The 25,161-nt window shown below is 44.5% G+C and carries 28 protein-coding genes; 22 read left to right on the top strand and 6 right to left on the bottom strand.

Annotated features, from left to right (window positions below):
* Position 1 precedes the first annotated feature (1 nt).
* Together pstB and phoU are read left to right on the top strand one after the other, a co-directional pair.
* Positions 2 to 826 (top strand): phosphate ABC transporter ATP-binding protein PstB, encoded by an 825-nt coding sequence (pstB, locus tag HC752_RS02210; RefSeq protein ID WP_190333458.1) that lies wholly within the window; start codon positions 2 to 4, stop codon positions 824 to 826.
* 92 nt (positions 827 to 918) lie between these two features.
* A complete protein-coding gene (gene phoU / locus HC752_RS02215; protein ID WP_190333459.1) occupies positions 919 to 1,617 on the top strand; it encodes a phosphate signaling complex protein PhoU in 699 nt (232 codons plus the stop codon).
* Positions 1,618 to 1,653: 36 nt separating this feature from the next.
* Here phoU and HC752_RS02220 read toward each other — a convergent pair whose 3' ends face one another.
* Both HC752_RS02220 and HC752_RS02225 read right to left on the bottom strand, forming a co-directional pair.
* On the bottom strand, positions 1,654 to 2,397 hold the full coding sequence (locus HC752_RS02220; protein ID WP_190333460.1) for a copper homeostasis protein CutC: 744 nt from the start codon (positions 2,395 to 2,397) through the stop codon (positions 1,654 to 1,656).
* Positions 2,398 to 2,645: 248 nt separating this feature from the next.
* Positions 2,646 to 3,254, bottom strand: coding sequence for a peroxiredoxin C (locus HC752_RS02225; protein ID WP_190333461.1), 609 nt, complete (start codon positions 3,252 to 3,254; stop codon positions 2,646 to 2,648).
* 187 nt (positions 3,255 to 3,441) lie between these two features.
* Between HC752_RS02225 and HC752_RS02230 the strand changes: the two genes are divergently transcribed.
* Positions 3,442 to 4,347 (top strand): hydrogen peroxide-inducible genes activator, encoded by a 906-nt coding sequence (locus HC752_RS02230; RefSeq protein WP_190333462.1) that lies wholly within the window; start codon positions 3,442 to 3,444, stop codon positions 4,345 to 4,347.
* 93 nt (positions 4,348 to 4,440) lie between these two features.
* Here HC752_RS02230 and HC752_RS02235 read toward each other — a convergent pair whose 3' ends face one another.
* From HC752_RS02235 to HC752_RS02245, 3 genes are all read right to left on the bottom strand, one after another.
* Complete coding sequence (locus tag HC752_RS02235; RefSeq protein ID WP_190333463.1) at positions 4,441 to 5,430, bottom strand: BtrH N-terminal domain-containing protein; 990 nt, start codon at positions 5,428 to 5,430, stop codon at positions 4,441 to 4,443.
* Between the two features lie 10 nt (positions 5,431 to 5,440).
* Positions 5,441 to 5,989: a PadR family transcriptional regulator gene (locus tag HC752_RS02240; protein WP_238930399.1), complete on the bottom strand. Its 549-nt coding sequence runs from the start codon at positions 5,987 to 5,989 to the stop codon at positions 5,441 to 5,443.
* Between the two features lie 206 nt (positions 5,990 to 6,195).
* Positions 6,196 to 6,639: a CBS domain-containing protein gene (locus HC752_RS02245; protein ID WP_190333465.1), complete on the bottom strand. Its 444-nt coding sequence runs from the start codon at positions 6,637 to 6,639 to the stop codon at positions 6,196 to 6,198.
* Positions 6,640 to 6,779: 140 nt separating this feature from the next.
* On the opposite strand from HC752_RS02245, the gene HC752_RS02250 reads away from it, so the two are divergent.
* The 7 genes from HC752_RS02250 (at position 6,780) to secF (ending at position 14,035) form a co-directional block, all read left to right on the top strand.
* A complete protein-coding gene (locus HC752_RS02250; protein ID WP_190333466.1) occupies positions 6,780 to 6,929 on the top strand; it encodes a hypothetical protein in 150 nt (49 codons plus the stop codon).
* A 112-nt stretch (positions 6,930 to 7,041) separates the two neighbouring features.
* Entirely contained in the window at positions 7,042 to 8,217 is a 1,176-nt protein-coding gene (locus HC752_RS02255) for a S1 family peptidase (protein WP_190333467.1), read from the top strand.
* A 192-nt stretch (positions 8,218 to 8,409) separates the two neighbouring features.
* On the top strand, positions 8,410 to 9,462 hold the full coding sequence (queA, locus tag HC752_RS02260) for a tRNA preQ1(34) S-adenosylmethionine ribosyltransferase-isomerase QueA (RefSeq protein WP_190333468.1): 1,053 nt from the start codon (positions 8,410 to 8,412) through the stop codon (positions 9,460 to 9,462).
* 186 nt (positions 9,463 to 9,648) lie between these two features.
* Positions 9,649 to 10,779, top strand: coding sequence for a tRNA guanosine(34) transglycosylase Tgt (tgt, locus tag HC752_RS02265; RefSeq protein WP_190333469.1), 1,131 nt, complete (start codon positions 9,649 to 9,651; stop codon positions 10,777 to 10,779).
* 88 nt (positions 10,780 to 10,867) lie between these two features.
* Complete coding sequence (gene yajC, locus HC752_RS02270; RefSeq protein ID WP_190333470.1) at positions 10,868 to 11,200, top strand: preprotein translocase subunit YajC; 333 nt, start codon at positions 10,868 to 10,870, stop codon at positions 11,198 to 11,200.
* Positions 11,201 to 11,221: 21 nt separating this feature from the next.
* Positions 11,222 to 13,078, top strand: coding sequence for a protein translocase subunit SecD (secD, locus tag HC752_RS02275; protein ID WP_190333471.1), 1,857 nt, complete (start codon positions 11,222 to 11,224; stop codon positions 13,076 to 13,078).
* Positions 13,079 to 13,087: 9 nt separating this feature from the next.
* A complete protein-coding gene (gene secF / locus HC752_RS02280) occupies positions 13,088 to 14,035 on the top strand; it encodes a protein translocase subunit SecF (RefSeq protein WP_190333472.1) in 948 nt (315 codons plus the stop codon).
* Between the two features lie 170 nt (positions 14,036 to 14,205).
* On the opposite strand, the gene suhB is transcribed toward secF, so the two are convergent.
* On the bottom strand, positions 14,206 to 15,009 hold the full coding sequence (gene suhB / locus HC752_RS02285) for an inositol-1-monophosphatase (RefSeq protein WP_190333473.1): 804 nt from the start codon (positions 15,007 to 15,009) through the stop codon (positions 14,206 to 14,208).
* 234 nt (positions 15,010 to 15,243) lie between these two features.
* Between suhB and trmJ the strand changes: the two genes are divergently transcribed.
* From trmJ to HC752_RS02345, 12 genes are all read left to right on the top strand, one after another.
* Entirely contained in the window at positions 15,244 to 15,975 is a 732-nt protein-coding gene (gene trmJ / locus HC752_RS02290) for a tRNA (cytosine(32)/uridine(32)-2'-O)-methyltransferase TrmJ (protein ID WP_190333474.1), read from the top strand.
* Positions 15,976 to 16,088: 113 nt separating this feature from the next.
* The gene (gene iscR / locus HC752_RS02295) at positions 16,089 to 16,595 is read left to right on the top strand and encodes a Fe-S cluster assembly transcriptional regulator IscR (RefSeq protein WP_190333475.1); all 507 of its coding nucleotides are present in this window, start codon (positions 16,089 to 16,091) and stop codon (positions 16,593 to 16,595) included.
* A gap of 52 nt (positions 16,596 to 16,647) precedes the next feature.
* Positions 16,648 to 17,862: an IscS subfamily cysteine desulfurase gene (locus tag HC752_RS02300; protein WP_190333476.1), complete on the top strand. Its 1,215-nt coding sequence runs from the start codon at positions 16,648 to 16,650 to the stop codon at positions 17,860 to 17,862.
* A gap of 33 nt (positions 17,863 to 17,895) precedes the next feature.
* Positions 17,896 to 18,279, top strand: coding sequence for a Fe-S cluster assembly scaffold IscU (iscU, locus tag HC752_RS02305; RefSeq protein ID WP_190333477.1), 384 nt, complete (start codon positions 17,896 to 17,898; stop codon positions 18,277 to 18,279).
* 65 nt (positions 18,280 to 18,344) lie between these two features.
* Complete coding sequence (iscA, locus tag HC752_RS02310; RefSeq protein ID WP_190333478.1) at positions 18,345 to 18,668, top strand: iron-sulfur cluster assembly protein IscA; 324 nt, start codon at positions 18,345 to 18,347, stop codon at positions 18,666 to 18,668.
* A 106-nt stretch (positions 18,669 to 18,774) separates the two neighbouring features.
* Positions 18,775 to 19,290 carry a co-chaperone HscB gene (hscB, locus tag HC752_RS02315; RefSeq protein ID WP_190333479.1) on the top strand — a complete coding sequence of 172 codons (516 nt, stop codon included), beginning with the start codon at positions 18,775 to 18,777 and terminating at the stop codon, positions 19,288 to 19,290.
* A gap of 13 nt (positions 19,291 to 19,303) precedes the next feature.
* Positions 19,304 to 21,157 (top strand): Fe-S protein assembly chaperone HscA, encoded by a 1,854-nt coding sequence (hscA, locus tag HC752_RS02320; protein WP_190333480.1) that lies wholly within the window; start codon positions 19,304 to 19,306, stop codon positions 21,155 to 21,157.
* Positions 21,158 to 21,181: 24 nt separating this feature from the next.
* A complete protein-coding gene (fdx, locus tag HC752_RS02325) occupies positions 21,182 to 21,520 on the top strand; it encodes an ISC system 2Fe-2S type ferredoxin (RefSeq protein WP_190333481.1) in 339 nt (112 codons plus the stop codon).
* A 12-nt stretch (positions 21,521 to 21,532) separates the two neighbouring features.
* Positions 21,533 to 21,733 carry a Fe-S cluster assembly protein IscX gene (iscX, locus tag HC752_RS02330; protein ID WP_190333482.1) on the top strand — a complete coding sequence of 67 codons (201 nt, stop codon included), beginning with the start codon at positions 21,533 to 21,535 and terminating at the stop codon, positions 21,731 to 21,733.
* A 226-nt stretch (positions 21,734 to 21,959) separates the two neighbouring features.
* Complete coding sequence (gene pepB, locus HC752_RS02335; RefSeq protein WP_190333483.1) at positions 21,960 to 23,252, top strand: aminopeptidase PepB; 1,293 nt, start codon at positions 21,960 to 21,962, stop codon at positions 23,250 to 23,252.
* Between the two features lie 80 nt (positions 23,253 to 23,332).
* Positions 23,333 to 23,773, top strand: coding sequence for a nucleoside-diphosphate kinase (ndk, locus tag HC752_RS02340; RefSeq protein WP_190333484.1), 441 nt, complete (start codon positions 23,333 to 23,335; stop codon positions 23,771 to 23,773).
* 231 nt (positions 23,774 to 24,004) lie between these two features.
* The gene (locus HC752_RS02345; protein ID WP_190333485.1) at positions 24,005 to 25,123 is read left to right on the top strand and encodes a bifunctional tRNA (adenosine(37)-C2)-methyltransferase TrmG/ribosomal RNA large subunit methyltransferase RlmN; all 1,119 of its coding nucleotides are present in this window, start codon (positions 24,005 to 24,007) and stop codon (positions 25,121 to 25,123) included.
* Positions 25,124 to 25,161 lie beyond the last annotated feature (38 nt).

The raw sequence follows: 25,161 nt of genomic DNA on the forward strand, positions 1-25,161 counted from the left end.
CATGTTTTCAATTAACTCGACTTTTGGCTATGAGAAAAATCTTATAGACGTGAACAATCTGACTCCCGAGCAGATTGCGATTTCGATCGAGTCACTGAATTTGTTCTATCAAGGCACGCAACAAGCTTTGCACGACGTGACGATGAACATTCCCAAAGGTCAGGTGACCGCGTTTATAGGCCCTTCTGGGTGCGGAAAGTCGACATTGCTACGCTGTATTAACCGAATGAATGATTTGGTAGAGGGATGTGTTGTTAACGGTAAAGTGAAATTACACGGTAAAAATGTGTATCACCCACAAGTGGATGTCCCTACGTTACGCCGTCGTGTCGGAATGGTATTCCAAAGACCCAACCCGTTTCCCAAATCGATTTATGAAAATGTCGTATACGGCTTAAGATTACAAGGAATCAGTAATAGTCGAGCGCTGGATGACGCAGTGGAACAAGCGTTAACGGCAGCGGCGTTATGGGAAGAAGTTAAAGGTCGCCTACATGAAAATGCGTTTGGTTTATCTGGCGGGCAGCAACAGAGATTGGTGATAGCAAGGGCTATTGCGATTGAACCTGAGGTTTTATTGTTAGATGAGCCTACTTCTGCACTCGATCCTATTTCTACGCTTACGATAGAAGAGTTGATTAACGAGTTGAAAACCAAGTATACCGTCGTTATTGTGACGCATAACATGCAACAGGCTGCAAGGGTGAGCGATCATACTGCTTTTATCCATCAGGGTAAGTTGGTTGAGTATGGAGATACGGATTCTATTTTTACCTCGCCAAAGAAAAAGCAAACCGAAGATTACATTACCGGTCGCTATGGGTAACTTGCTGAAAGCGTCACCTATGAATATACCAAGTACCTGAGGTTACTTGGGTATACACTTACTTAATATACGCACAAGGGGTTCTATAGTTTATGCAGTTTGGTCGCCATATCTCTGGTCAGTTTAATGTGGAGCTTGAATCTATTCGTACCCATGTTTTAACCATGGGAGGGCTTGTTGAACAGCAACTCACCTTTGCCATGCAAGCCCTACATAAGCAAGACATAGAGCTCGCTAAAAAAGTGGTCAAAGAAGATCATAAAGTCAATTCGATGGAAATGGCCATTGATGAGGCCTGTACGCGTATCATTGCCAAACGCCAGCCGACAGCGAAAGATTTACGACTGATCATGGCGATCATTAAAACGATCACAGATTTGGAGCGAATCGGAGATGTTGCCACGAGAATTGCGCGAGTCGCGATAGAATCAGAATCCGTCAAAGTGCGAACATGGCAAGTCTCGCTGGAGCCATTGAGCCGTCAGGCAATCAATATGTTACACCAAGTATTGGATGCCTTCGCACGTATGGATGTCGATGCGGCTGCGGAAGTGTATAAGCAAGATGACAAACTGGATGCAGAGTATGAAGCCGTGATCCGTCAGCTGATGACTTATATGATGGAAGATCCACGTTGTATACCCGCAGTATTGCAAGTCATGTGGTCGGCAAGGGCAATTGAGCGAATAGGCGATCGTTGCCAAAATATTTGTGAGTACATTATTTACTTTGTGAAAGGAAAAGACGTACGCCATCTACGTGAGCAAGATATTGATGACATTATCAGGTAATTGTAAGCGTAACGGGGTTGTCTTTTATCGAAAAACTCAGAATAGTTCCAGTTGCTGAGCGACCGAACAAATGGTCGCCATATCAGTCACAGGAATCGAGAAATCATCGATATCGCTGTTGCCCATTTTTGCCTGTTCAGACACATACAGCATGTGACTTGGACGTGTTGTCTTACCGGATAGGTGTACTTCGCTAACCCCTGTTTCTGCCATAATCTGCGTTACGTTTGAAGGTGTTACGCCAGCGCCAACCATGATACTGATTGATTCCCCTGCGTGCTCTTTCATCAACTTAATTGTACTCACACCTGAGAGTGCATTGCTCGCTTGCCCAGACGTTAATATGCGCTGACATCCTAACTCTTGGATATCCTGGAGCGCTTGTACCACATCGCAGCATTGATCAATGGCTCGGTGAAAGGTCACGCTCATACGATCTGCGGCTGCCATAAGTTGTTTGCAGATGTTTTTATCAATGTGTCCATCGGGGGTTAAAGCACCGATAACAATGCCGTCTAGCCCAGCTTCTTTTGCTGCTTCAATGTCTTCAAGCATGCACTCAAGCTCATGTTCATTGAACAGAAAATCCCCTTGTCTTGGGCGTATCATGGCATAGATAGGAATACTGGATAGACGCGAGGCTTGTTTCATTAAACCTAGACTGGGGGTTAGCCCACCCAAAGAGAGTGATGAGCATAGCTCTATGCGTGTGGCTCCAGCTTCGATAGCGTTCAGTAAGGACTCTAGGTTGTCGACACAGACTTCAAGTTGATAACTCATTGACAGTTTGGCTTTCTAAGTTAGAAATAGTCCATTCAGGATAGACAAGTTAATCAGCTGATTATGTGAGGTAATGCTCACGTACAGAAAAAAGAAAAGCTCGAAGAATCATCTTCGAGCTTTCTAAGGCTAACTTCAACTTAATTTTGGCTGCGTGCTATTTGCTATATTGGCTACACACTGTTATTTCAGCCACACACTGTTATTTCAGTCACACACCGTTGAGCTTGGTGAGCGTTAAGTCGTGATTACTTGCTTAGGTCGTCAGCGTGCTCAGATAGGAATGCTGCAACACCTTTTGGAGACGCATCCATACCTGATTTACCTTCTTCCCATTGTGCAGGACAAACTTCGCCATTCTTCTCGTGGAAGTTTAGCGCGTCTACCATGCGTAGCATTTCGTCGATGTTACGACCCAGTGGAAGATCGTTAACGACTTGGTGACGTACAAGACCGTCTGCATCGATTAGGAATGAACCACGGAAAGCAACACCAGCTTCTGGGTGCTCAACGTCGTATGCTTTACAGATTTCGTGCTTAACGTCAGCAACAAGAGGGTATTTCACTTGACCGATACCGCCATCTTCGATAGCCGTGTTACGCCATGCGTTGTGAGAGAACTGAGAATCGATAGAAACACCGATTACTTCAACGCCTTTCGCTTTGAAATCTTCAATACGGTTATCAAAAGCGATCAGCTCAGAAGGACAAACGAATGTGAAGTCTAGAGGGTAGAAGAAAATTACCGCTTTCTTACCTTTAGTGAATTCTGCGAAGTTGAAGTTATCAACGATCTCACCGTTACCTAGAACAGCTGCAGCAGTAAAATCAGGGGCTTGACGACCTACTAGTACCATTTTTTTGCTCCTAAAATAGAGTTATTGCCAACCATTGTGGATTGGCTTCATGTTTCAACGAGACAAACTATAGTACATAAAGTAGGATAGAAAAAAGTGAAATTAATAGATTAAGTTAATCGAAAAAAGCGATGAGCTTATTTTGTAACCAATTCATAGAAACCTCACAAAATTGTAAAAATATCATATGAATAAATGGCCAAGTTTAAAACAGCTGCATTACCTCATTACTCTGTTTGAAACACGCCATTTTGGTGATGCGGCAGAGAAGTGTTTTGTTAGCCAATCAACGTTGAGTAAAGGTATTCAAAACCTAGAAGAATTGATTGGCTGCCCTTTGTACGAGAAAAAAGACAAGAAGAGCCCGTTGGTTTTTACGCCAGTTGGGGATAAAGTCGTGCAGCAAGGGCGAGAGCTGTTGGCTAAAGGGCAAGATCTAGTTGAGCTAGGAAGCCTATGCCAAGGGGAGCTCATGCAAGGTCAGCTCAGAGTCGGCTGCATCCCGACGATCGCTCCATTTTTACTGGGTGACCTAGTTCAAGAAGTGAATCAGCGATTCCCAAACCTCAATCTGCTCCTGAGAGAAGATACCACTAATAATTTGTTGGCTGCGCTTCGTCATGGTGAGTTAGATGTACTGATTCTTGCTTTGCCGGTTGATATCGGTGGTATGGATAGCAAAATCGTGGGGCAGGATCCATTTAGGATGGTCATCAGCGCCAATCATGCCAGTACGATACGCATGCCGATTCGTTACGACGATTTACCGGATGAGTTTGTTTTTCTTTTGGAGAATGAACATTGTTTGACCGAGCATGCCGTTTCTGCCTGTAAGTTAACTAAAAAAGAAAAAATTAACCCATTTACGGCAACGAGCCTTCACACGCTGGTTCAAATGGTGGCAAACGGATTGGGTACAACGTTTATTCCTCAGATGGCGATAGAGCATGGGCTGCTGGAAAATCAAAACTTGATGGTGATAGAGCCGCCAGGTCAGCATGCGTATCGAGATATCGGTTTAGTTTGGCGACCAAGCTCGTCACGGCTTGAAAGCTTCCATAAATTAGCCGATCTGGTTTCAGAGCTTTTATGATGCGTTAGAGCTACAATGATGTGCTGTGCAGCGCTATAAGGTGCTGCACATATTCATCATGATGGGTGTTCATAATACGTTGGGTAGCGTTGGTTACTTGTGGTCAGCAAGAAGACTCATCGCTTGGCGCTCTTTTTCGGACAAGCTTTCTAGAAGTGCACAAGCTTCTAAGAGACGCACTTCATCGGAATTTTCCCCTGCTTCATGGATGCATTGAGCCACTTGAGTCCAATCTTTCGCAATCCCCTCGAACATCGTCTTTGCTTGATGAAGCTTTGGTTCCCCAAAAATTGAGTTGGTCTCTTCCAAAAAATCACGATACATATTACGAAATAGGGCACCGCCTGTTCCGGCTTTTTCCATAATCATCGCTATGGTCGTGAATTCATATTCAAGATTTTTGCTTTCCTTGAACCATTTCTTTAACTCTTGGCTGGTTTTTAAAATCCCTTTATAGCCAAGGTTTTGTATTGGAGGGTTAATGTGCTGATGCGCATTATTTGTAATGGACGTTCTTAGCGCTTTATTTAAATCAACGGGTGTTTTGGGAGGCACAATGGTGTACATCAAATTTTTGGCTGCCATTGGACCTTTTTCATTTCTAGCCATCGCAAGATTGTTTAGCTTAGATTTAACCAGACCATGTGAAGGAGAGGTATCAACCAAGTAGGCAAACTCATCGTCGTAGCCGTACATCGCAGCAAAGTGACCGGCAAAATGCACTTTCGCACCAAAATATTCCAAGTGGTAACAGTCCAGCTGCAAACCCACGGCAATGCCTTGATCTAAGGCTTCTTTGACGTTGTTCCATGCCTTTTTTACTGAACTTGTTTCTTTGAATTCAATCTCTAATGGTAAGTTTTTTGCGAGGTTTCGAGTAATTCCTCCCGGTTTGAGCCGCCCACCAATGAAAGGGAACCCCATGCTTTTCATATTCCAATAAACAAACCCTAACCCTTCACCTAAGCCAAAAAGCATGGGCTCAGAAAGATGAACGCCAGCTTGTTTGAGCAGACATCCCGTGGCGTTTGTTTCACAGTGGACACCATTGAACGTTTCAAAGGGTTGAATTATACGGGTCATACACGATCCTTTATTTATCTAACGACAAATCCTTCAGTACGTTATTGGCAAAATTGATTTCCATTTGAAGGGTATCCAGTGAATATTGAAACAGCCAACGCACGTTTTGGGGAAGGGTTTCTCCCCCTTGAGCCATGTAGGTCGTGTGTTCCAGTTCGTGTCTTCGACGGTTTAGTGCAATCGACCTTTCTTCAAACAGCGTTTTCTGTTCTTTCTTGCTTAAAATGGAAAGAGCAGAGATGCATAAGCGAAAGCGAGCGTCTTTTAGCCTAAGCGCTTGTATTCCATTCCTGACCTCTTGCTTCAGATTGGTTCTTCCAACAGGAAGCAAAAAATATTTCTTCGGCGTGGGACCTTTCCCTTTCTTTGCTGTATCTAGTTCAGCTCTCACGAGTTCTTTTTTGGCGAGTTTATTTAGGCTGACATAAATGGATGTCATACCGATTTCCGCCCATTCACGAAAACCTCGTTGCTCAACCAAACGATTAATATCGTAGCCAGACATGTTTCCATCTTGATGAAGGAGATGCAGGAGCATCAGTTCAGTATTCGATAGCATCGCATTGTTAATTTATTCATCATGAATGCAATATAACACAAGTGAAATATTAAAGCAGACATATAGGGTGGAGTGTCATTATTTATCTTGTTTTTAAGACGAATAAGACGAATAAGACGAATAGGGCGCGCATTCTCTGTCAACGATTACGCGCCTATACTCTTTTAAACACAACGTGATGGGTTTTATTTTGGTTGAGTTTTTATTCAAAAATAAACCTTCTCAGGTTCCGTATCTTCTTCTATTTCGAGTAGATTTATGGCGATACCAACAAAGTCGGTATCCGTAATAATGCCAACCAAACTCTCTTGCTCAACCACGGGTAGGCAGCCAATTTTATGCTTTTGCATGTATAGCGCGCTTTCTCTCAGCCCCGCCTTGGGTGACACAGTAATGACTTTTGTTACCATTACTTTACCTATTGGCGTTTTGAGAGTGAAAGAGTCGGCTTTTGCTTCTTTAGTCAGCACCGATTCTTGAGTTGCCAATATATCCCGCTGAGAAATAATACCAAGAAGTTTTGAGTCGGTATTGATGATTGGGACATGGCGAATATCGTGCTCAGCCATGAGGTTTTTGGCGTCTTGTAGTGAATGAGACCGCAAAAGAGTATGAGGGCTGCGAGTCATCATATCTTCAATCTTGATCATCTCGACCTCCTGTTAATTGTTATCCTATTTCCAATATAGGCAGTTATGTGCATATGAAATGAGATGTAAATCGCTATTTTGAGCGAATACTTTCAAAAGAAGCGACCTTTGATAACGGAGATCAATTTAGGTGAGAAAAAGTGTTGATTCGTCAGTGTGATGCAACGGGATCCAATCCGATAGACGTTGAGTGCTTTGGGCGAGAACAAGTGAACTGGCAGGGGAGCAAAGACTGTGACGTCAATGGTCAATTTTTTGCGACTTATCCGTTGGTTTTGGGAAAACGCTGAACTGAGAAGATACATGAATATAGGTAATGTATCGCATAAATACCGGCAGATGGTTCTTTGTGCTTTTTGATTCTTTCACACTGTGCGCAGTTTGATATCTCAAGGCAAAGTTATGAAGAAAATTCTGGTGGGTATGGCAATGGCGGTTGGGCTCGTTAATACCAATGCGTCAGCAATTGTTGAAGGAAAGGCGGTCACGGATGTTACGTCTGGAAACCGAGTTGCGATTCGTTCGAGTGATATGGCTGAATTCCCATTTTGTGGGGGGACACTTTTAGCTCCGCACTGGGTATTAACCGCCGCGCACTGCGTTGTTTTTCCACTAGATAATGGGCTCTACAAAGTGACCCATCCTAGCAATTTAACCATAACCGCGCGCTCCAAATCCCTTAACGATGCAGCCACTCGCGATTTTTATATGGCAAGTCATGTTGTTGTGCATCCAAGCTATAGTGACAGAGCAAAAATCGTTGTTAAAGCCGATGGCTCATCGGTGGTTGAGCGTCTAGCCCTTGATAATGACGTGGCTTTGATTCGCCTACAACTACCTGTAATCGATGTGACGCCAGTAACCCTTGCCTCACCAAAAGCCATGTCCGAGATTGAAAGCCAGCTCAATGCTGAGTGGTATGAAGCTCAGACAGAAACAGGCAATGGAGGCAACAACCGCCGACCAAGTAATTTGGATGCCTTTGGTTGGGGATTTACGGATCCGGCTGTAACAGAAAAAACAGACGAGCTCCTCACCACTCGACTTGCTTTTTATCCTACCGCTGATTGCTTTGTTCGATTAGCTTCAATTGAAGGATTGCCTGTTCTTCTGGAGTCTGGGGCGAACCAATCCAAAATCTGTACATTACCGACGGAAAAATACGTACTCAACGAGGTAACAGGAACGGCTTATGGCAATGATACTTGTAAAGGTGATAGTGGCGGGCCGCTGATGGCAAAAGCTACCGATGGTTCTGACATTCAAGTAGGGATAGTGAGTGGTGGTCCTTTGGTTATGCCCACTTGTGGTTCATTGACCAAGCCTGCTTTTTATTCAAAAGTCAGCACCTATTACTCTTGGATCCATCGTTATGTGGGGTCGACAACACTTCCGAGCAATGTGGTGACTAAGCCGAATATAGCGATTGAAGCCGAAGCACAGGCAAAAAAAGAGGCGCAGTGCAATAACAGCCTATCTACGGCTAATTGCAATTTTGTGGAACCAGATGGAGCCTCATCGCCGAGCCTCGCCTTCCTACTTATGCTGGGAATATTGGGTTGGTTCCGACGAAAATAGACCTTTGATGAGCACCGTTCTACGGAATGGTGCTTTGACGATAGCAGCACTTAAATGTGCTAAATATGTTGAACCGTTAAGTCGATACGCCCATTTACAATAAAGCCATCATCAATACTTGCTATTGACTATGTGACGCCTATACTACTTCCCCTGCGTAATTCTCAGTCATTTTTATAAAGACCAATAGCAATGCAAGTATCCGATTTTCATTTTGAGCTTCCTGATGAGCTGATCGCTCGTTATCCACAACCTGAACGTACAGCCAGTAGACTGCTTCAACTAGAAGGCAGTAATGGTGAGTTAACGGATGGTACTTTCAAAGATGTTCTGGAGCAGGTGCAACCTGGCGATCTTCTGGTATTTAATAATACGCGTGTTATTCCTGCACGTATGTTTGGTCGTAAAGCTTCCGGTGGTAAGTTAGAAGCATTGGTGGAGCGAGTGCTGGATGAGCATACTATTTTGGCTCATGTCCGTTGTTCGAAGCCGCCTAAGCCTGGAACAGAACTTTTCCTTGGTGAAAATGATGACTATCTTGCGGAAATGGTCGCGCGCCACGATGCGCTGTTCGAGATCAAATTTAAGTCCGACAAGAACGTCTTAGATATTCTTAATGATATTGGGCATATGCCGCTTCCGCCGTATATTGACCGTCCAGACGAAGACGCAGACAAAGAGCGCTACCAAACCGTTTATAACGAAAAGCCCGGAGCCGTCGCGGCGCCTACAGCAGGCTTGCATTTTGATGAAGCGCTGCTGGAACAAATAAAAGTGAAAGGTGTCGAATTCGCTTACGTCACTTTACATGTTGGGGCGGGTACCTTCCAACCTGTACGCGTTGAGAACATCAACGATCACCATATGCATGCAGAATATGTGGAAGTACCACAAGATGTCGTCGATGCGATTGTTGCAACCAAAGCACGTGGCGGTCGTATCATTGCTGTCGGGACAACATCGGTACGTTCGTTAGAGAGTGCCGCGCAAGAGTCCATCAAAAACGGAACTGAGCTGGCTCCTTTCTTCGGTGACACTGAAATCTTCATTTACCCAGGTTATGAATACCAGCTGGTGGATTGCCTTATTACCAACTTCCACTTGCCTGAGTCTACTCTCATCATGTTGGTGAGCGCCTTTGCGGGGTATGACAACGTGATGAAAGCCTACGAGCACGCAGTGAAAGAAAAATATCGCTTTTTTAGTTACGGTGACGCGATGTTTATTTCCAAAAAGCGCGGCTAATCAGACAATCTACGGGCGTATTTCGATATACTCCCGTTTGTTTCACTCAAGGAGCCAGTGAAACCTATTAGGAAAGGATAATCCTGTCATACTTCACCCATGAGTATGAGGAGCGCGATGAGCTAAAGCTGGTTGGCGCAAAGTACGTAAATAGTCAGATTGTTTCTCTGGCGTATTGGAGGCTTCGTGAAACTTACATACGAATTAAAAAAGACAAACGGCAATGCTCGCCGTGGGCAGCTAACTTTTGAACGTGGAACCGTTCAAACTCCGGCATTTATGCCTGTAGGTACTTACGGCACCGTTAAAGGGATGACTCCTGAAGAAGTAAAGGGAACGGGCGCTGAAATTTTACTGGGCAATACGTTCCACCTGTGGCTACGCCCAGGGCAAGAAGTCATGAAAATGCATGGTGATCTGCACGATTTCATGAATTGGCACGGTCCTATTCTTACGGATTCCGGTGGTTTTCAAGTCTTCAGTCTTGGTGATATTCGAAAAATTACCGAAGAGGGCGTGCATTTTCGCAATCCTGTAAATGGTGACCGGATATTCATGGACGCAGAAAAGTCGATGGAAATCCAGAAGGATCTCGGTTCCGACATTGTCATGATTTTCGATGAATGTACACCATACCCAGCAACGCACGATGAAGCGAAAAAATCCATGGAAATGTCACTTCGTTGGGCGCAACGTAGCCGTGACCACTTTGACAAGTTGGAGAACCAGAATGCATTGTTTGGTATTGTTCAAGGTGGCGTTTATGAAGATTTGCGTGACGTGTCGGTTAAAGGTCTCACAGACATCGGTTTTGATGGGTACGCGGTTGGTGGGTTAGCGGTCGGTGAACCCAAAGAAGACATGCACAGAGTACTTGAGCATACTTGCCCTCAACTACCGGAAGATAAGCCAAGATACCTTATGGGTGTCGGTAAGCCGGAAGATTTAGTCGAGGGTGTGCGTCGTGGTATCGACATGTTCGATTGTGTGATGCCTACACGAAATGCGCGCAACGGACACTTGTTTGTGACTGGTGGTGTGATCAAGATCCGCAATGCGGCACATAAAACGGATACAACCCCTTTGGATCCTGAGTGTGACTGTTACACTTGCCAAAATTATTCAAAGGCGTACTTGCATCATCTAGACCGTTGTAATGAAATCCTTGGTTCTCGATTGAATACTATTCACAACCTACGTTACTACCAACGTATTATGGAAAGTATCCGTTCTGCCATCGATGAAGATCGCTTCGATCAATTTGTTGAAGATTTTTACGCACGTCGCAATCGCGAAGTGCCGCCGTTGAATAAATAGTTATGCGTTATTACTTGGCTCTTGAAAGTCGGGTAATACGACCCAATTTATTGACTATTAAATAAAATAATATAGAGGATGTTTCTCAATGAGTTTGATTTCTGTTGCACACGCCGCGGGTGAAGGTGCTCCTCAAGGTGGTGGTTTTGAAATGATCATCATGTTGGGTATGTTTGCGGTTATTTTTTACTTCATGATTTACCGCCCACAAGCTAAGCGCTCAAAAGAGCACAAAAACCTAATGGCAGGAATGCAGAAAGGTGATGAAGTGCTAACCAATGGTGGTCTTGTTGGTAAGATTGTAAAAATCTCTGAAGACAATGACTACATTGCAATTGCATTGAACGACAACAACGAAGTGACTATCAAAAGAGACTTTGTTACAGCAGTGTTGCCAAAGGGTACACTGAAATCCCTGTAAAACAGCTAAAGGATCCTCGCTGTGTTAAACCGTTATCCTTTGTGGAAGTACCTGATGGTGATGTTACTCATCCTTGTCAGCGCATTGTATGCACTTCCGAATATTTATGGTGAAGATCCGGCTATTCAAGTTACTGGGGCACGTGGTGCCTCAGTAGATGTGTCAACGCTGGATGCTATTACCGAAGTTCTTGAAAAAGAAAACCTCCCTAAAAAGTCCATTGCACTAGAAAATGGCTCCATTCTTGTTCGCTTTTTAGATACCGATACTCAAATCAGTGCTCGTGATGCCATTAATACGGCATTAGGTAAAGAAGCCATTGTGGCTCTTAACCTTGCTCCTGCGACACCAGAATGGTTGGATGTCATCGGTGCGACACCAATGAAGCTAGGTCTTGACCTCCGTGGTGGTGTGCACTTCCTTATGGAAGTAGACATGGACGCTGCGATGGAAAAGCTCGTTGGTCAGCAAGAAGAAGCATTTCGTAGTGAATTACGTGAGCAGCGCATTCGCTACCGTGCCATTCGCAAGTCAGGTAAAGATGCCGTTGAAATTGTGTTAAGAGACGCAGAACAGCTCGAACAAGCTGAGCGTGTACTTAAAAGAACGCATCAAGACATGATTTTTGTCGACAACAGCACAAGCAGCCGTTTTTCGCTTAAAGCGACATTTACTGAGCAGCGTTTACAGGAAGTGCGTAACTATGCGGTTGAGCAAAATATTACCATTTTGCGTAATCGTGTGAACGAGCTTGGTGTTGCTGAACCATTGGTTCAACGTCAAGGTGCAAGCCGAATTGTTGTCGAACTGCCAGGTGTTCAAGATACCGCTCGCGCTAAAGAAATCTTAGGCGCAACCGCAACACTAGAATTTCGTGAAGTGGATGATAAAGCTGATTTGGCAGCCGCAGCACGTGGTCGCGCTCCTGCCGGCAGTGAAATTAAGCTTGATCGTGATGGTCGTCCGGTTGTTCTGAAAAAGCGCATTATTCTTGGTGGTTCAAGTATCACTGATGCCAGCTCTAGTGCCGATGAATACGGTCGCCCGCAGGTTAACATTAACCTAGACAGTGAAGGCGGCAGTAAGATGGCCAGCTTCTCTAAAAAGAATGTTGGTAAGTTGATGGCAACTGTATTTGCTGAATACAAAGACAGTGGTCGACGTACACCAGAAGGTAAAGTCATTCTGGATAAGTATGAAGAAGTTATCAACCAAGCGACAATTCAAACCGCTCTTGGTCGAAGCTTCCGCATTACTGGAATCGACTCCGCTGCTGAAGCGCACAACCTTGCGTTGCTGCTTCGCGCTGGTGCACTAATTGCTCCTATTTCCATTGTTGAAGAACGTACCATTGGTCCTTCTATGGGGCAGCAAAACATCGATATGGGTATCCAAGCTTGTATCTTTGGTTTGGTTGCTGTAATGCTGTTCTGTCTGGTTTACTACCGTAAGTTTGGTGTTTTTGCCAACCTAGCACTTATCGCCAACATCATCTTGATTATTGGAGTGATGTCGATGATTCCGGGTGCAACAATGACGCTTCCGGGTATTGCAGGTATTGTACTGACCGTTGGTATGGCCGTGGATGCAAATGTTCTTATCTTCGAGCGTATTCGAGAGGAACTGCGTGATGGTCGTAACCCTCAGCAAGCGATTCATCAAGGTTATGCGAATGCGTTCAGTACCATTGCCGATGCCAATATCACGACTCTCATTACGGCAATTATTCTATTTGCAGTAGGTACAGGTGCGATTAAAGGTTTTGCGGTCACACTGTCAATCGGTATTCTGACCTCCATGTTTACTGCCATTATTGGTACACGTTGTGTCGTGAACCTGCTTTATGGCGGCAAGCGCATCAACAAATTGTCGATCTAAGGAATTATCATGTTTCAGATATTGAAAACAGAGAAAATGATCGACTTTATGCGTTGGTCAAAAGGCGCTTTTGTTCTTTCTATATTACTTATCGTAGGTTCAATAGGCACACTGGTTGGTAAAGGGTTGAACTGGGGGCTGGACTTCACGGGTGGTACGCTGATTGAAGTGGGTTTTGAACAGCCTGCAAATTTGGAAGACGTACGTGCGGCACTAGAAGCGAAAGGTTTTGGTGATGCGACCGTTCAAAACTTCGGTTCATCTCGTGATGTAATGGTTCGTCTCCGTCCTCGTGATGGAGTCAAAGGTGAAACTCTTGGTAATCAGATTCTTGATGCAATCAAAGAGGGCACGGGTGAAAACCTAGAAATGCGCCGTATTGAGTTTGTTGGCCCAAATGTAGGTGATGAGTTAACAGAAGCTGGTGGTCTGGCGATACTGACAGCACTTATCTGTATTTTGATATACGTATCAATACGCTTCGAATGGCGTTTAGCCGCGGGTGCCGTACTGGCATTGGCGCACGACGTTATCATCACTTTAGGGGTGTTCTCTTTACTGCAAATCGAGGTTGATCTGACCATTGTTGCCGCCTTGCTGACCGTTGTCGGGTACTCACTCAACGATACCATCGTTGTATTTGACCGTATCCGTGAAAACTTCCGTAAGATGCGTAAAGGTGAATCTGCTGAGATAATGAACAGCTCAGTAACTCAGACTTTGAGCCGAACGTTGATTACGTCGGGTACAACGTTGTTTGTGGTTATCGCGTTGTTTACTCAAGGTGGAGCGATGATTCATGGCTTCGCGACTGCGTTGCTTCTTGGTATTACTGTAGGTACGTACTCTTCTATTTACGTTGCATCTGCATTAGCTCTGAAGCTTGGCATTACGCGCGAGCACCTTATGCCACCTCAGATCGAAAAAGAAGGCGAAGAACTCGAAGAGTTACCTTAGCCGGCAGACATGTAAGCCCTATCTTAAAGCCACCTTACTCAGGTGGCTTTTTTACGTTCTGGGGTGATGCACTTTCAGAATGGCAATAAAAAACACCCAAGCAACTTTTCTACTAGAGAGTATTTGGGTTGCTTGGGTGTTTTAGGTATTCAGCCTGTGACAGTGAGGAATTACCTCAAGATAGCTTCATTACCGTTTTCGCGGATGTGTTTTAGGATTGATTTTACACCGCGTGGGCTAGAGCCAACAATGTTACCAGACTGCATGTAGTTCGTGCCGCCTGCAAAGTCGGTTAGGATGGCACCTGCTTCACGAGCAATCAGCTCACCAGCCGCCATGTCCCAAGGTTTTAAGCCGAGCTCAAAGAACCCATCAACACGACCTGCCGCAAGGTAACACAAATCAAGTGCTGCGCTGCCTGTGCGTCGGAAATCGGCACATTCAGTGAACAGACCAGACACAATCTTCATGTAAGATTCTGAGTGCTGTTTTTGCTTGAATGGGAAGCCTGTCGCTAAAACAGTACCTTGAAGGTCTTTTAGTGGTGTTACTCGGATACGAGCATTGTTGAGTTGAGCGCCAGAGCCGCGCTGTGCCGTAAACAATTCATTTTGCATTGGGTCATATACACAAGCCACTTCTGTTTTGCCCTTCATTCGAACAGCAATAGAGACGGAGAAGTGAGGTAGACCTTTTAAGAAGTTTGTAGTGCCATCCAGTGGGTCGATGATCCATTGTACGTCTTTATCTTTACCTTCGATAAGACCGTTTTCTTCAGCAATGATACAGTGCTCTGGGTAAGAGGCTTTAATGGTATCGATGATCAGAGCTTCTGCTTCTTTGTCTACGTTAGTAACAAAGTCATTGCTGCCTTTTTGAGTGGATTCAATTTTGTCAGCGTTTTCTAGTGATTTCGCAATATGATTGCCTGCTTTTCGCGCAGCGCGAATAGCAATATTAAGCATTGGATGCATACAGTTTTTCCCAACGGATGTTAAAGAACGATAAAGCGGCGGGGAGTATATCAGAGTATAAGTAAAAGGGAAGTGGTTATTTTTTGAACTTATCGCTTGTTTTTGACCGAACCAGTGAGTCGTCATTTTTCAGCAATGTGAAGGAAGCCATTGATGTTCTGGGGAGAGGGATAACCTTTTTTAAAGTGTTGTGATACTATTTCGCGGTTTTTCAATAGTCGGTAAAATTACACCATGTTAGACCAAGTCAAAGTTGTTCTCGTCGGTACATCACACTCAGGAAATATTGGTAGCGCAGCACGCGCAATGAAAGTGATGGGGCTGTCCAACATGGTCTTGGTGGATCCACAATGTGAGGTAGACTCCCAGTCTATTGCTTTAGCGGCTGGTGCCAGTGACATTGCTCTTAACGCAACAGTCGTGAATACGTTAGAAGAAGCGGTTGAAGATTGTGGTCTTGTTGTTGGTTCAAGTGCGCGCTCTAGGACGTTAGAGTGGCCCATGTTAGAACCGAGAGAGTGTGGAGAGCTGTTTGCCCAAGAAGGTAAAAATTATCCTGTTGCACTTGTATTTGGGCGGGAAAGAACGGGATTAACCAACGAAGAGTTACAACGCTGTCATTTTCATGTATGCATCCCCGCTAACCCAGAGTACAGCTCCTTGAATCTTGCTATGGCTGTTCAGACTCTTGCCTATGAGGTACGAGTTGCCCATCTTAATGAAGTTACAAGTGAGCACCCAAAGCAGAAAGAGAACGATTATCCTAGGCATAAAGAGCTTGAGATGTTCTATGAACACCTTGAAAAGGTCATCACTCAAACCCAGTTCATAGATGAAAGTAACCCTGGTCAGGTGATGAATAAGCTACGGCGTTTATTTTCTAGAGCGCGTCCTGAAGCTCAAGAAATCAATATTCTTAGAGGGATTTTAACGTCTGTGCAAAAGAAATTACTAAATAACAAATAACCACTTAAAGTCAGTGGTTAAATACCTGACTAAAACAGTCAAATAAATACTTGACCAATTTAGTCGGGTATGGAAGAATTCTATCCACAAACTTACTGTGGATACGGTGTGATATGAGACTTACATCTAAAGGAAGATATGCAGTAACAGCAATGTTAGATGTTGCTCTGCATTCACAAGAAAGCCCAGTGCCTTTGGCTGACATTTCTGAGCGTCAAGGTATTTCTTTATCTTACTTAGAACAATTATTTTCTAAGCTACGTAAAGCTGGTTTAGTTGCTAGCGTGCGCGGACCAGGAGGCGGTTACCGCCTTGGTACTGATGCGAATGATATTGCAGTTGGTATGGTGATTGCTGCCGTAGATGAATCTGTTGATGCAACGAAATGTAATGGTAAAGCTGATTGTCAAGGCGGCTCGCGCTGCTTAACTCACACACTATGGCATGATTTGAGCACAAGAATTAGTGAGTTCTTAAACAATATCACTCTAGGTGAGTTGATGTTGGACAACGAAGTATTAGAAATATCTGATCGTCAAGGTATTGACTTGGTGATCAATCATGGGTTTGGACAAAAAAATACAAGCACCGCCCCCATCGGTGTAAATGTACGCTCATAGATAGCGTCGCGATATAACCGCCTAAGCGGACAATATTACATTGGAGTAACAAATGAAACTGCCCATTTATTTTGATTACTCAGCAACGTGCCCCGTTGATGCGCGTGTTGCTGAAAAAATGGTTCAGTACATGACGATGGATGGGACGTTTGGTAATCCTGCATCTCGTTCGCATCGTTATGGCTGGCAGGCAGAAGAAGCAGTCGATACTGCTCGTGAGCAAATTGCCGAACTATTAAATGCTGACCCAAGAGAAATTATTTTCACCTCGGGCGCGACAGAATCTGACAACCTAGCGATAAAAGGCGCAGCGCACTTTTACGGCAAAAAAGGTAAGCATGTTATTACGTGTAAAACCGAACACAAAGCGGTTCTTGATCCGTGCCGTCAGCTAGAGCGTGAAGGTTATGAAGTGACCTATATTGAACCAGAATCCAATGGCATTATTGATCTAAGTAAACTTCAAGCGGCAATGCGTGAAGATACGGTTTTGGTATCTATCATGCACGTTAACAACGAAATTGGTGTGATTCAGGATATCTCTTCTATCGGTGAGCTTTGCCGTGAGCGCAAAATTATCTTTCATGTTGATGCTGCTCAATCCGCTGGCAAAGTGCCATTGGATGTTCAGGAAATGAAAGTCGATCTTATCTCTATGTCTGCGCACAAAGTATATGGCCCTAAAGGTATCGGTGCATTGTACGTTCGTCGTAAACCTCGTATTCGCTTAGAAGCACAAATGCACGGTGGCGGTCACGAGCGTGGTTTCCGCTCTGGTACGTTAGCGACTCACCAAATTGTTGGGATGGGTGAAGCTTTTCGTATTGCGAAAGAGGAAATGCAACAAGATTTCGAGCATGCAAAGTCATTGCGCGAGCGTATGTTGAAAGGTCTTGAGGGAATGGAGGCGTTGACGATCAATGGTGATCTAGAACAGCGTGTGCCACACAACCTTAACATCAGCTTTGCATTTGTAGAGGGGGAGTCCCTACTTATGGCATTGAAAGACCTGGCTGTTTCTTCTGGTTCTGCCTGCACATCAGCAAGCCTTGAGCCTTCGTATGTTCTACGTGCTTTAGGGTTGGATGACGAGCTGGCACATAGTTCTATTCGTTTTTCTTTTGGTCGACTAACGACAGAAGAAGACATTGATTATGCCGTTGAAAAGATTCGTGTTGCAGTGGATAAACTGCGCGACATGTCTCCTCTATGGGATATGTATAAAGAAGGTGTAGATTTGAGCACAGTTGAATGGGCTCACCACTAATCTCAAGGGTATAGAGGGTACAAGGTAAACATTATGGCATACAGCGAAAAAGTAATTGATCATTACGAGAACCCACGCAACGTTGGCTCCTTCGATAAGGATGACCCATCTATTGGCAGTGGTATGGTTGGTGCGCCAGCATGTGGCGATGTGATGAAACTGCAAATCAAAGTGTCTGCTGAAGGCATCATTGAAGACGCGAAATTTAAAACTTATGGCTGTGGTAGCGCTATTGCTTCCAGTTCTTTAGTCACTGAATGGGTGAAAGGTAAGAGCATCGATGAAGCCGCTGCTATTAAAAACGCAGAAATTGCAGAAGAACTAGAACTGCCGCCAGTAAAAGTTCACTGTTCAATCCTTGCTGAGGATGCAATTAAAGCCGCTGTTTCTGACTACAAAAAGAAACACGAGTTATAAATTGTAAATGGAAGGAGCTCATGCTTCTTCCGTTTTAATGTCACTAAAGATTTGCAGGTTGCAGTATGGCCATTACCATGACGGAAGCGGCGACAAGCCGGGTTAGATCATTTCTGGATAATCGAGGCAAAGGCATCGGTTTAAGGCTTGGGGTGAAAACCACAGGTTGTTCTGGAATGGCTTATGTTCTCGAATTTGTTGATGTTCTTAATGAAGAAGACAAAATTTTTGAGCAGGACAATGTGAAGATTATCATTGATCCTAAAAGCTTAGTTTACTTAGATGGGACTGAGTTGGACTTCGTAAAAGAAGGCTTGAATGAAGGTTTCCAGTTTAACAACCCTAACGTCAAAGGCGAGTGTGGTTGTGGAGAAAGCTTCAACGTCTGACAGAATAGACTCAACAAGTACATCGAATTAAAACGCAGTGAAGACTGCGTTTTGTACTTTCCCCTTTATCTTTATTTTTTGCCCAGATTTTACTGAGAGTCAGAAAATGGATCATTTTGAATTGTTTGGTATATCTTGTCAGTTTGATCTCGATGTTGCTGCGTTATCTACTCAGTTCAGAGAGCTTCAGCGTCAATTCCATCCTGATAAATTCGCGACTGCATCCGAGCGAGATCGTCTTCTTGCTGTGCAAAAAGCGGCACAAATCAATGATGCTTTCCAAGTCCTGAAACACCCTATTTCTCGTGCTGAATACCTACTTTCTCTGAAAGGAGTAGACATTCGGAATGAGCAAAATACGATGCAAGATCCTATGTTTCTAATGGAACAGATGGAGCTGAGGGAAGCATTAGAAGACATTGAGTCGTCATCCGATCCAGAATCTGAACTCTTCGATTTTGAGAAAAAGGTCAGTAAACTGTACCAGTCGCATTTGAGCGACATGGTTCAGGCATTAACTGACAACACACTGGAAAACGCTGCGAATGGTATTCGTAAGCTAAAATTTATTGCCAAATTACAAAATGAAATAGAGCAGTTAGAAGATAAACTGCTCGGATAATAAAGGACTTTCAATGGCATTACTTCAAATTGCAGAACCGGGTCAAAGTTCAGCCCCGCACAAGCATCGTTTGGCGGCTGGTATTGATTTGGGGACGACGAACTCACTTGTGGCGTCTGTTCTTAGCGGAACGGCAAAGCCATTAGTCGATGAGCAGAATGAAAGCATTTTGCCATCGGTTGTCTATTATGGTTCTGACACGATATTAGTCGGAGAAAAAGCGCGTGAGCACGCTCAATCCGAGCCCGAGCAAACGATCATTTCGGCTAAACGGCTTATCGGTCGTTCTCTTGCTGATATTCAAACCAGATACCCCTCTCTTCCTTATACTTTTATCGAAAGTGAAAATGGGCTGCCATTAGTTGAAACATCGAAAGGTAACGTCAACCCGATTCAGGTGTCTTCAGAAATATTGAAAGCATTAGGTCAGCGTGCAGAAGAGTCGCTTGGTGGAGAGCTCACAGGGGTAGTGATTACTGTTCCTGCCTACTTTGACGATGCGCAGCGTGCAGGTACGAAAGATGCGGCTACGTTGGCAGGGTTGAAGGTCCTTCGGTTACTGAATGAACCAACGGCAGCAGCGATTGCCTATGGGCTGGACTCCGCTCAAGAAGGCGTGATCGCTGTTTATGATTTAGGGGGCGGAACGTTTGATATTTCCATCCTGCGTCTATCCAAAGGTGTTTTTGAAGTCCTTGCGACTGGCGGCGATTCTGCTTTGGGTGGTGATGACCTTGACCACATAGTGGCAAGCTATATCAAAGAACAATCAGGTATTCAGGCTGAGCTTTCTAATGAACAGCAACGAGTGTTACTGGATACGGCAACTCAAGCAAAAATCGAGTTATCAAGCACTGAGTCTACAGAAGTAACGTTTGGGGCATGGTCTGGCTCTTTGTCTCGCGATACGTTCAATGAACTTATCCAGCCTCTAGTTAAAAAAACGCTGCTTTCTTGTCGCCGAGCATTGAAAGATGCTGGGGTTTCTGCGGATGAAATACAAGAAGTGGTGATGGTTGGTGGTTCGACGCGCACACTCCATGTTCGTGACATGGTTGGTGAGTTCTTTGGGCGAACGCCACTCACGAGCATCAATCCGGATGAGGTTGTTGCTATTGGCGCAGCCATTCAGGCCGATATCTTAGCGGGTAATAAGCCAGATTCCGAGATGCTGCTACTTGACGTGATCCCTCTCTCATTGGGGATTGAAACCATGGGTGGTTTGGTTGAAAAAATCATCCCAAGAAACACCACAATTCCCGTTGCCAAAGCACAAGAATTTACGACGTTTAAAGATGGGCAAACGGGCATGCTCGTCCATGTTACGCAAGGTGAGCGCGAAATGATTGACGACTGTCGTTCATTAGCCAAGTTCTCACTAAAAGGCATACCGCCTATGGCTGCGGGTGCCGCGCATATACGTGTCACTTATCAGGTTGATGCGGATGGTTTGCTGTCAGTCACTGCGATGGAAAAGAGTACAGGTGTGCAAGCTGAAATCCAAGTGAAACCTTCTTATGGTTTGAGTGATGATGAAGTCGCAAATATGCTAAAAGACTCCATGGCTTACGCAAAAGAGGACATGCAAGCAAGGGCTCTTGCGGAGCAAAGGGTCGAAGCGGATCGCGTTATTGAAGGTTTGGTTTCTGCTTTGCAAGCCGATGGCGATGCGCTGCTTTCCGAAGAAGAACAGCAAGTGTTACTAAAATCAATAGAAGCTTTGATTGCTTTGCGTAACCAAGATAGTGCTGACGCGATTGAGCAAGGCATCAAAGAGACAGACAAAGCCAGTCAGGATTTTGCCGCTCGCCGTATGGACAAATCGATTCGAACCGCCCTATCTGGTCAATCCGTTGATGACATATAACAGTTATTAGTTTGAGAGTTTAAAATGCCAAAGATTATTGTATTACCCCATGAAGACCTTTGCCCAGAAGGTGCGGTATTAGAAGGACAAACTGGTCAGACTGTTCTTGATGTTGCTTTACAAAATGGCATCGGAATCGAACATGCCTGCGAGAAATCCTGTGCTTGTACCACCTGCCATATTATTGTACGTGAAGGGTTCGATTCATTAGATGAGAGTGAAGAACTTGAAGATGACATGCTTGATAAAGCATGGGGCCTAGAGCCCGAGTCTCGTTTAAGTTGCCAAGCGGTGATCACCGACGAAGATTTGGTTGTCGAAATTCCGAAATACACGCTGAATCATGCGGCAGAAGATCACTAATAAGGAAGAACAATGAGTTTAAAATGGACAGACTCGCGAGATATCGCCATTGAGCTATGTGACCTTTTCCCCGAGACCGATCCTAAAACGGTGCGCTTCACGGATTTGCACCGCTGGATTTGTGAGCTTGAAGAGTTTGACGATGAGCCGAGCCGTTCAAACGAAAAAATCCTAGAAGCGATCATCCTCTGCTGGATGGATGAGATCGATTAAGTGAATGAAAACGTAATGATCAAGTCACATCAAGTAACTTGAGTTATCTGTTGGTTTATTTACGTAGTCTGACATTATTTACTGAAAAAAGCGGGCTTTGATGCCCGTTTTTTTTATGAGAGTGATATTTTCTACGAACATAATGCTAACATTCCTTAACTCGTGAAAAGAAACAAAGTCGTAATAGAATTCAGCGAAGATTACGATGATAAGACAAGGAGAAATCATGTCTACACAAATGCCAGTATTCATTTCCTCACAAGTGGCACTCCCTCAATGGGGCGACAAAGCAATTTTATCTTTTACAGATCAAGGTACAACGATTCATCACACCGATGGTGAGTTAGTTGATGTGATTCAGCGTGCTGGGCGCAAGCTGGATGGACAAGGAATCAAATCCGTATTTTTGCAAGGTGAAGGTTGGGATGTAGAAAGCATCTGGGCATTTTACCAAGGTTATCGTGATCCTAAAAATACCAATTCTGTTGAGTGGGCTGATCTCGAAGAGAATGAACAACATGAACTGAGTTCTCGCATCAAAGCAGGAAACTGGGTCCGAGATATCATCAACAAAAGTGCAGAAGAAGTCGCTCCTCGCCAACTTGCAACGATGGCTGGAGAGTTCATTAAATCTCTTGCGCCAGAGCATGTGACGTACAGAATCATAAAAGATAAAGACTTACTCACAGAGGGGTGGGAAGGGATTTATGCCGTTGGTCGTGGTTCAGAACGTACTTCCGCAATGCTTCAGTTGGATTACAACCCAACAGGTGATGAAAATGCACCCGTTTTCGCTTGTTTAGTGGGTAAGGGGATTACCTTCGATTCTGGCGGTTACAGTATTAAGCCCTCTGGGTTCATGGACGCCATGAAGGCTGATATGGGAGGGGCGGGCACGATTGCCGGTGGTCTTGGGTTGGCTATCCTTCGTGGGCTTAACAAACGCGTAAAATTGATTCTTTGTTGTGCCGAAAACATGATTTCAGGGCGAGCTTTCAAGTTGGGCGATATCATCACTTACAAAAATGGTAAGACTGTCGAAATCATGAATACCGATGCAGAAGGTCGTTTGGTTCTTGCGGATGGTCTTCTGTATGCAAGTGAACAAAATCCCAAGCTCATCATCGATTGCGCCACCCTCACTGGTGCTGCAAAGAATGCATTAGGTAATGATTACCACGCACTTCTTTCATTTGATCAGCAACTATCATCTAAAGCCATAGGGTATGCCGCTGAAGAGCGTGAAGGGCTCTGGCCTCTTCCTTTGGCGGATTTCCACCGTTCCATGCTTCCTTCTAACTTTGCAGATATGTCGAACATCAGCAGCGGTCAATACTCTCCAGGTGCGAGTACTGCTGCGGCCTTTTTGTCGTACTTTGTGAATGATTACAAGAAAGGTTGGTTGCATTTCGACTGCGCAGGCACGTATCGTAAGAGTGCCAGCGACAAATGGTCTGCCGGTGCAACGGGCATGGGGGTGCGTACACTCGCTCGAATTTTGACAGAACAATCAAAATAAATTGAATTCAATTTAAAAAATCGAGGGCGCAACTCGCTTGCTGTTTTCGACTATTATAACGAAAGAACAAAGGACATCTTATGGCTCTAGAAAGAACGTTTTCCATCATTAAACCCGATGCAGTAAAGCGAAACCTTGTGGGTGAAATCTACCATCGATTCGAAAAAGCGGGCTTGAGGATCATTGCCGCTAAAATGGTTCATTTATCCAATGAACAAGCGAGTGGTTTCTATGCTGAGCACGAAGGCAAGCCTTTCTTTGAGGGATTGAAAGAGTTCATGACATCTGGACCTATCATGGTTCAAGTGCTTGAAGGTGAAAACGCGATCGCCCGCTACCGCGAACTGATGGGGAAAACAAACCCTGAAGAAGCTGCGTGTGGCACTATCCGTGCTGATTACGCAGTCAGCATGCGTTACAACTCAGTACATGGGAGCGATAGCCCTGAATCCGCAGCGCGCGAAATTGAGTTTTTCTTCCCTGCATCTGAAATTTGCCCTAGAGAAGATGAGTCTTTTTAGAGTATGAGATTATCATTGCACTTATGGTTATTCGTAGGTGCAATGTTTTCCACGTCCTTACCCGCTCTCCTTCAATATCAAGCTTCATTCTGGTTATCCTTTTTCTGTTTAAAATTTAATCACTTTGAAATGAATCCTTTATAAATAACCTTACTCTTGCCCCCTTGTTGTCACTGGGTAAAGGCTGTACAATTCGCGCCCTTAAATACCGTTCCACCTGCGAGAGGCAACATGAGCAGCGAAAAAGTAAATCTACTGGATTTTGACCGTAAAGGGCTACGAAAATACTTCGCCGATGAATTAGGTGAAAAAGGATTTCGTGCTGATCAGGTCATGAAGTGGATCTACCATTTTGGTGTAGACGATTTTGAGAACATGACCAATCTCAATAAGAAGCTTCGAGAGAAACTTATACGTGTTGCAGAAATTCGTGCGCCTTATGTTTCTGATGCACAGTACTCTTCCGATGGTACGATAAAATGGGCAATGCGAGTTGGTGATCAGGATGTAGAAACCGTGTACATCCCCGACGAAGACAGAGCGACACTTTGTGTTTCCTCCCAAGTGGGGTGTGCGCTTGAGTGTAAATTCTGCTCTACTGCCCAGCAAGGGTTTAACCGTAATCTGAAAGTGTCGGAAATCATTGGTCAAGTATGGCGCGCAGCAAGAGAAATTGGATTACAAAAAGAAACGGGGCGCCGCCCAATTACCAATGTGGTAATGATGGGAATGGGTGAGCCGTTGCTCAACATGAAAAACTTGATTCCGTCTCTGGAGATCATGCTCGACGACTTGGGCTTTGGTCTATCAAAGCGCCGCGTGACCGTTTCGACTTCCGGTGTGGTGTCAGGCCTTGATCAAATGACAGGTAACATTGATGTTGCACTGGCTATTTCTTTGCATGCCCCAAATGATAAACTTCGAAGTGAGATCATGCCCATTAACGATCGTTGGGACATCCAAGATTTTCTTAATTCAGTTAGACGTTATATCGCGTCGTCCAATGCCAATCGTGGCAAAGTTACGATTGAGTATGTTCTGCTTGATCACGTGAATGATGATATGGAACATGCTAGACAACTCGCAGAACTGTTAAAAGATACTCCGTCGAAGATAAATTTGATTCCTTTTAACCCTTATCCTGGTTCACCATACCGCAAGCCGAGTAACTCACGCATTGACCGTTTTATGAAAACGTTGATGAAATACGATTACACGGTCACTGTGCGTAAAACTCGTGGTGATGACATTGACGCAGCTTGTGGTCAGTTAGTTGGAGATGTGATCGACCGAACAAAACGGACAAAACTTAAACAGCACGGGGAACCAATCGAGGTGAAGTCAATCTGAGTTGATAATTGACCAGAAAGGCACCCCAGATAGTAAGG

The organism is Vibrio sp. S9_S30 (genome assembly GCF_014694455.1).
Lineage (GTDB): Bacteria > Pseudomonadota > Gammaproteobacteria > Enterobacterales > Vibrionaceae > Vibrio.